This window comes from Paracoccus sp. (in: a-proteobacteria) (assembly GCF_030536915.1).
Taxonomy (GTDB): Bacteria; Pseudomonadota; Alphaproteobacteria; order Rhodobacterales; family Rhodobacteraceae; genus Paracoccus.
This window is the reverse complement of record NZ_JAUNPC010000119.1, coordinates 1-6,842: the sequence shown is the minus strand read 5'-3', so window position 1 is coordinate 6,842 and position 6,842 is coordinate 1. Positions and strand designations below refer to the sequence as shown.

Here is a 6,842-nt window from a genome sequence, read left to right as displayed (position 1 = left end):
AACGTCACGGTCCGCGACGACGGCGCCTGGCTGCTGCCGATCTTCCGCTGCGTCCCCCAGCCGGGGCGCAAGTGGAACGGCAGCCACGACATCGCCGCGATGGGCGTTTCAGCCGACGGGGGCGAAAGCTGGCGGCTGGAGGAGGTGGCGGAGTCCGTCGGCTGCGTCCATTTCGGCCCGGTCCCGGCGCAGGACGGCGTGATTCCCGCCTTCTTCCGCCGCAGGCAGGCCGACCGCGTGTATCGCACCGAAAGCCGCGACGGCGGGCGCGGCTGGGCCGCGCCGCATCCGACCGATCTGCCCAACAACAACTCGTCGGTCGCGGGCATCCGCCTGCGCGACGGGCGGATCGCGCTGGTCTGCAATCTCGCCTCGGCCGCTACTTCGGCCGACCGCCGCGCCTCGCTTTACGACGAACTGGGCGAGGATGACGGCCGCCCCGACGCCGACCCCCAGGGGGGCTGCGTGCCGGTCTGGGGCGTGCCGCGGGCGCCCGTGGCGGTCTGCCTGTCCGACGACAACGGCCTGACCTTCCCGCAGCGGCTGGTGATCGAGGACGGCCCCGGCACCTGCACCACGAACGATTCCACCGACGGGCGGAACAAGGAAATGTCCTATCCCTGGCTGCTGGAGGCGCCCGACGGGACGCTGCACCTCAGCTACACCTACCATCGGCGCGCCATCAAGCACGTCCGGCTGCAGCCGGGCTGGGCCGCCCGCACAGAGGCATCTGCATGAGCGACATCATCGGCATCACCATGGGCGACCCCGCAGGCGTCGGCCCCGAGATCTGCGTCAAGGCCCTGGCCGGCATGTCCGACGCCGACCGCGCCCGGACCCTGATCTACGGCAACCGCGCCACGCTGGAGGCCGCGAAGGCGGCGGTCGGCTGCGACGTGGACCTTGAGGACCGGGTGATCGACCTGCCCGTCGAGGGCGCGCCCCTGCCCTGGGGCCGGCTGTCGCCGGTCGCGGGCGACGCGGCCTTCCGCTTCATCGAGCGCGCCGTCCGCGACGCCGAGGCGGGCCGCATCGGCTGCATCGTCACCGCCCCCATCAACAAGGAGGCGCTGAACGCCGCCGGCCACCATTACGACGGCCATACGGGGATGCTGCGGTCGCTGACCGGCTCGCAGGCGGCCTACATGCTGCTGGCGTCCGAGCGGCTGAAGGTCATCCACGTCTCGACCCATGTCTCGCTGCAGGAGGCGATCCGGCGGGCCACGACCGAACGCGTGCTGGCCACGATCCGGGCCGGGAACAACCATCTCAAGCGCATCGGCATCGCCGCGCCGCGCATCGCGGTCGCCGGGATCAACCCGCATTGCGGGGAAAACGGCCTGTTCGGGACCGAGGACGAGGATCAGATCGCGCCCGCCGTCGCCGCCGCGCGGGCCGAGGGCATCGACGCGCAGGGACCGATCTCGGCCGACACGGTGTTCCACCGCGCCCATAACGGCGCCTTCGACCTGGTGGTCGCGCAGTATCACGACCAGGGGCATATCCCGATCAAGCTGGTGGCCTTCGACGACGCCGTGAACGTCTCGGTCGAGCTGCCGATCGACCGCACCTCGGTCGATCACGGCACCGCCTTCGACATCGCGGGCAAGGGCATCGCCAACCACGACAACATGAACGCCGCCATCGCCTATGCCCGCAGGCTGGTCGCGGGCGGGCGGGCGTGAGACGGGCAGGATGAAAGGACAGACCATGGCGCTTGCACGACCCATCACCCTGCACATGCCCCCCCGCATTGAGATCGGGGCGGGCGCATCCGGCCGCGTCGGCGAATGGGCCGAGGGCGCGGCCCGCGTGCTGGTGCTGGCAAGCCCGCACACCTCGGGCTTCGCGGACCGGCTGGACCTGCCCGGCGAGGTCACGATCTTCGACGCGATCCCCGGAGAGCCCGACATCGCCACCTTCGAGGCCGCGCTCGACGCCGCCCGCGCCGCGCGGCCCGATCTGGTCGTGGGCCTCGGCGGCGGCTCGGTGCTGGACGCGGCCAAGCTGGTGGCGGCCATGTGGGACGGCACGCAGGGGCTGGACGACGTGGCCGGGCCGAACCGCGTGGCGGGACGGCGCACGCGGCTGGCGCAGGTCGCCACCACCGCCGGCACCGGGTCCGAGGCCGGCATCCGGGCGCTGATCACCAATCCCGGCACCGGCGCCAAGATCGCGGTCGAAAGCCCGCATCTGCTGGCCGATCTTGCCGTGCTGGACCCCGAGCTGACCTTCACCGTGCCCCCCGCCGTCACCGCCGCCACCGGCATCGACGCGATGGCGCATTGCGTCGAGGCCTTCACCAACCGCCGCGCCCATCCCGTCATCGACGGCTTCGCGCGCATGGGCATCGACCTCGTCGGCCGCTATCTTGCCCGCGCGGTCCGCGACGGCCAGGACACCGAGGCGCGCGAGGGGATGATGCTCGCATCCTTCTACGGCGGCATCTGCCTTGGCCCGGTGAACACCGCGGCGGGCCACGCGCTGTCCTATCCGCTGGGAACGCTGCTGCATCTGCCGCACGGGCTGGCGAACGCGATCATCTTCCCGCATGTGCTGGCCTTCAACGAATCCGTGGCGCCGGAAAAGACGGCCGAGGTCGCCCGCGCGCTGGGTCTGTCGCCCGAGGGCACGGGCGGGCTGCTGGACGCCGCCTGCGGCTTCTGCCGCGACCTCGGGGTCGAGATGCGGCTGTCGGCGCATGGTGCGACCGAGGACCAGCTGGAACGCTTCGCGCAGGATGCGCACGGCATCCGCCGGCTGATGGACAACAACCCCCGCGACATGACCGTGGGCGACGTGCTGGAGATCTATCGCGCGGCCTTCTAGGGCCGCGCCGCGCAGGGCGCGCGTGTCAGACGGCGGCCGGCTCGGGCCGGCGCCGCTCGAACAGGCGCTCGCGCGAACCCAGCAGGTGGTCATACATCACCTGCCGCGCATGTTCCGCGTTGCGGTCGCGGATCGCCTCGAAGATCTGTTCATGCTCGCCGAAGACGCGCATCAGCCCCGAGGCCTGGCTTTTCACCGACACGCCATGGAACCTCATCCCCGCGGCGATATGATCGCGCAGCGCGGCCATGCTGGTGGAGAAATAGCTGTTCCCCGCCGCGACCGCGATCGCCAGGTGGAACTGGAAATCCGCATCCTCGCGATGCGCCTGCCGGTTCGTCGCGTCCCGCATCAGCCCCAGCGCCGAGGCGATCGCGTCCAGCGTGTCGGGCTCGTGGCGTTCCGCCGCAAGGGCCGCCGCCGCCGGTTCGAGCGTCAGGCGGAACTCGTAGCAGTTCAGCAGGTCGGCCACGTTCTCAAGCTGCCCGAACCCCAGCGGGTTCTTCAGCCCCAGCGTGCGCACGAAGCTGCCCGCGCCCTGCCGCGAATAGATCAGCCCCTTCTCGCGCAGCCGCCGCAGCGCCTCGCGGACGACGGGGCGCGACACCTGGAACTCGGTTGCCATCTCGTGCTCGGTCGGCAGCCGCTCGTCATCGGCATAGGCGCCGGACTTGATCGACTGTTCCATGCGTTCGAAGACGACATCGGCAAGGCTGCGGCGAGGAGTCACGGTCGTGGGCCCGCTTGTGAACTTTCGTTGACCAACCGGCATATCGTTACCAGCGTTTCGGGCGATCCGAAACCGCCGGACTTGGTGACGACGGTGAAACCCCCGGCCCGGCAGACGGGAAGCCCCGGCAGGCATTCCCCCAGCAGATGCAGGCGTTCGACGCCCAGCCGGTCGAGCACCGCCGCCGCCGTCGCGCCCCCCGTCAGCAGCAGAAGCTGCCGGCCCTCGGTCATTCGGGGCACGATCCCCTCGGCCAGCCGGCGGGCGACCTCGGCCGGGGGCAGGTCGGGCGTGCCGGGCGTGGCCTGGACCACGAGGATATCTGTGTCCGGCGCGGGTTCCACCGCGCCGTTGGGCGCCTCGGCCACGGCGACGCCGATCCGGCGCAGCGCCTGTACCTGGGGAATGGTGATCGGATCGCGCGAGCCCACGACGACCAGCGCCCTCGGCCCCGGCAGCCGGGTCACCGCCTGGGGCGGGGCGGGCAGCAGCCGCGCGGCCAGCGCCTCGGCAAGCCCGCGCGCGCCCACCAGCAGGTCCGCATCGGAACCCGCCAGCGCCGCCGTCATCCCCGCTGCGTCCGGCGTGTCCGGGATCTCGGCCCGTCCGGCATGGGGGCCAAGGACGGCGGCCACGTCGATGGGGGTGTCCACGCCGAAGCCTTGCAGCGCGCCGCCCGTCACGATGCGGCCGAAGTCGGGGATCGCGGGCGCGACCAGCATCCGGCGAAACTCCAGCGCCGAAAGCTCGGCCGCGACATGCCCCTTGAGGCGCGAGTCGATCTTCTTGAAGACCGGGGTGCCGGGCGGCAGCGCCCGGACCACGGCCCGGACGGCGGCCTGCGCCGCCTCGGGCGCGATCTCGCGGCTGTCGGTCGAGACGGCGACCACCTCGGGCGCCGCCGCCAGCGCCGCCTGAAGGGCCGAGGGATTCAGGGCCACCTGCACGCTCGCGCCGCGCGCCGCGAAGGGGGCGGCCGCGTCCAGCGTTCCGGTCAGGTCGTCGCCGATGACGGCGAGCCGGGGCCCCGCGCCGGTCATTCCTCGAACGCGACCTCGCGCGTCCTGCGGACCGAGGGCAGGACCATCGCCGCAAGGCAGATCACCGCCAGGATCAGCAGCCCCGCCGAGATCGGCCGGGTCAGGAACACCGTCGGATCGCCCCGCCCCGTCAGCATGGCGCGGCGCAGGTTCTCTTCCAGCATCGGGCCGAGGACGAGACCCAGCAGCAGCGGCGTCGGCTGGCATTCCAGCTTGAAGAACAGGTAGCCCAGGGCGCCGAAGGCCACCATCATCATCACGTCGAAGGTGCTGTTCGACACCGTGTAGACGCCGATGCAGCTGAGCGCGACAATCAGCGGGAACAGCACGCGATAGGGCACCGACAGCATCCGCACCCAGACGCCGATCAGCGGCAGGTTCAGGACCAGCAGCATCAGGTTGCCCACCCACATCGAGGCGATCAGGCCCCAGAACAGCGCGGGCTCGCCCGAGATGATGTTCGGCCCCGGCGTGACCCCGTGCAGGATCAGCGCCCCGGTCATCATCGCCATGGTGGCGTTGGCCGGGATTCCCAGCGTCAGAAGTGGGATGAACGAGGTCTGCGCGCCGGCGTTGTTGGCGGCCTCGGGGGCGGCCACGCCCTCGATGGCGCCCTGCCCGAACTTCTCGGGCGTCCGCGACAGCCGCTTTTCCGCCATGTAGGCGGCAAAGGCGCCGATGGTGGCTCCGCCGCCCGGCAGGATGCCGAGGATCGACCCGATCGCCGTCCCCCGCAGGACCGGGCCGCGCATCTGGCCGAATTCCTGCCGCGACAGCCGCAGCCCGCCGATGCGCCCGACGGACGAGTTCCGCTCGGCAGGGTTTTCCAGGTTCTGGATGATCTCGGCCAGCCCGAACAGGCCCATGGCGATGGCCACGAACTCGACCCCGTCCAGCAGGTCGGTCATCCCGAAGGTCAGCCGCCCGACGCCGGTCTGCGTGTCCTGCCCGACAAGCCCCAGCAGCACGCCCAACAGGATCATCGCCAGCGACTTCTCGATCGAGCCCGAGGCGATGGCGACCGAGGCGACCAGCCCCAGCACCATCAGCGAGAAATATTCATGCGGCCCGAAGCTGAGCGCGACGGCGGCCAGCGCCGGGGCGAAAAGCGCGATGATCAGCGCGGCGAAGGTGCCGGCAAAGAACGACCCCAGCGCCGCGACGGCCAGCGCGGTGCCCGCCCGGCCCTGCCGCGCCATCCGGTAGCCGTCAAGCGCGGTGACGACCGAGGACGCCTCGCCCGGCAGGTTGATCAGGATCGCGGTGGTCGAGCTGCCGTATTGCGCGCCGTAGAAGATCCCCGCCAGCATGATCAGGGCGGTGACGGGCTCCAGTCCGAAGGTCATCGGCAGCAGCATGGCGATGGTGGCGACCGGCCCCAGTCCCGGCAGGACGCCGATGGCGGTGCCCAGCAGCGCGCCGAGGAAGCAGTAAAGGACGTTGGTGACGCTCAGCGCGGTCGAAAAGCCGAGGCCGAGATTGGCAAGGAACTCCATCGCCTCAGCCTCCGATCCAGGTGCCGAACATGCGGAACGGCAGGCCCAGCAGCTTGGCGAAAACGATCCATGAGCCGGCCGCAAAGGCTGCGGCGGTCAGCACGCTCTCGACCGGGCGGATCTGCTGGCTGGCCGAGGCGGCGATCAGGATGGTTGCGAATGTCGTCAGCGGCAGGCCGAGGCCGCCCAGCGTCAGCGCGAAGAACAGCGCCGATCCGCAGACCAGCAGCAGCGGCCGCCAGGCGACCCGGAACGACGGGCCGGGCCGTGCCCCGCCCGGCGCCGGAGGCTGCCGCGCCCCCCGCAGCAGCATCAGCGCCCCCAGGGCCGCCAGCAGCCCCGACAGGACCAGCGGGAAATACCCCGGCCCCATCCTGAGCAGCGTCCCCATCCGCACGTCCAGCGCCGCCCAGGCGAAGGCGGCGGCGATGACGATGAAGACGATTCCGGCGGCGAGATCGGATCGGTTGGGCTGGGTCACGGGCGCTTCCTGCAAAGTGGCGCGGCCGCCCTCGTGCAAAGGGCGGCCGCGGTTTCCGTTACTGGTTCATCCCGTACATGCCGAGATCGCGGATGATGCCCTCGGCGCGGGCGCTGTCCTCGCGCGCCAGCGTCTCGAACCCGGCCGGGTCGCGATAGTCCACGAACTCGCCCATCTCGTCCATCTTCTGCACGAAGCCGGGATCGGCCATCGCCGCCGCCAGCGCCGAAACGACGGTGGTGCGGACATCCTCGGGCATGCCCTTG

The 6,842-nt window shown here is 71.2% G+C and carries 7 protein-coding genes and 1 pseudogene; 3 read left to right on the top strand and 5 right to left on the bottom strand.

Annotation, left to right across the window (positions count from 1 at the left end; translation table 11 throughout):
* From Q4F04_RS14130 to Q4F04_RS14120, 3 genes are all read left to right on the top strand, one after another.
* On the top strand, positions 1–738 hold a 738-nt coding region (locus tag Q4F04_RS14130), incomplete at its 5' end, for an exo-alpha-sialidase (protein ID WP_303370445.1).
* Positions 735–1,685, top strand: coding sequence for a 4-hydroxythreonine-4-phosphate dehydrogenase PdxA (gene pdxA / locus Q4F04_RS14125; RefSeq protein ID WP_303370444.1), 951 nt, complete (start codon positions 735–737; stop codon positions 1,683–1,685). The genes Q4F04_RS14130 and pdxA, both read left to right, overlap by 4 nt.
* A 25-nt stretch (positions 1,686–1,710) precedes the next feature.
* Positions 1,711–2,829 carry an iron-containing alcohol dehydrogenase gene (locus Q4F04_RS14120; RefSeq protein ID WP_303370443.1) on the top strand — a complete coding sequence of 373 codons (1,119 nt, stop codon included), beginning with the start codon at positions 1,711–1,713 and terminating at the stop codon, positions 2,827–2,829.
* A gap of 25 nt (positions 2,830–2,854) precedes the next feature.
* Here the strand turns inward: Q4F04_RS14120 and Q4F04_RS14115 are convergent, their stop codons facing one another.
* The 5 genes and pseudogenes from Q4F04_RS14115 to Q4F04_RS14095 form a co-directional block, all read right to left on the bottom strand.
* Positions 2,855–3,559 (bottom strand): FadR/GntR family transcriptional regulator, encoded by a 705-nt coding sequence (locus Q4F04_RS14115; RefSeq protein WP_303370442.1) that lies wholly within the window; start codon positions 3,557–3,559, stop codon positions 2,855–2,857.
* A complete protein-coding gene (locus tag Q4F04_RS14110; RefSeq protein WP_303370441.1) occupies positions 3,556–4,599 on the bottom strand; it encodes a four-carbon acid sugar kinase family protein in 1,044 nt (347 codons plus the stop codon). Before Q4F04_RS14110 ends, Q4F04_RS14115 begins: the two co-directional genes overlap by 4 nt.
* A complete protein-coding gene (locus Q4F04_RS14105) occupies positions 4,596–6,095 on the bottom strand; it encodes a tripartite tricarboxylate transporter permease (RefSeq protein WP_303370440.1) in 1,500 nt (499 codons plus the stop codon). Before Q4F04_RS14105 ends, Q4F04_RS14110 begins: the two co-directional genes overlap by 4 nt.
* Positions 6,096–6,099: 4 nt before the next feature.
* Positions 6,100–6,576 carry a tripartite tricarboxylate transporter TctB family protein gene (locus tag Q4F04_RS14100; RefSeq protein ID WP_303370439.1) on the bottom strand — a complete coding sequence of 159 codons (477 nt, stop codon included), beginning with the start codon at positions 6,574–6,576 and terminating at the stop codon, positions 6,100–6,102.
* A 58-nt stretch (positions 6,577–6,634) separates the two neighbouring features.
* Positions 6,635–6,842: pseudogene (locus Q4F04_RS14095) on the bottom strand (tripartite tricarboxylate transporter substrate binding protein); the annotation flags it as partial.

Bases quoted from the DNA above. Each gene is read 5' to 3' on its own strand.
- Q4F04_RS14105 (WP_303370440.1), bottom strand. From the start codon at position 6,095: ATGGAGTTCCTTGCCAATCTCGGCCTCGGCTTTTCGACCGCGCTGAGC.
- Q4F04_RS14110 (WP_303370441.1), bottom strand. From the start codon at position 4,599: ATGACCGGCGCGGGGCCCCGGCTCGCCGTCATCGGCGACGACCTGACC.
- pdxA (WP_303370444.1), top strand. From the start codon at position 735: ATGAGCGACATCATCGGCATCACCATGGGCGACCCCGCAGGCGTCGGC.
- Q4F04_RS14120 (WP_303370443.1), top strand. From the start codon at position 1,711: ATGGCGCTTGCACGACCCATCACCCTGCACATGCCCCCCCGCATTGAG.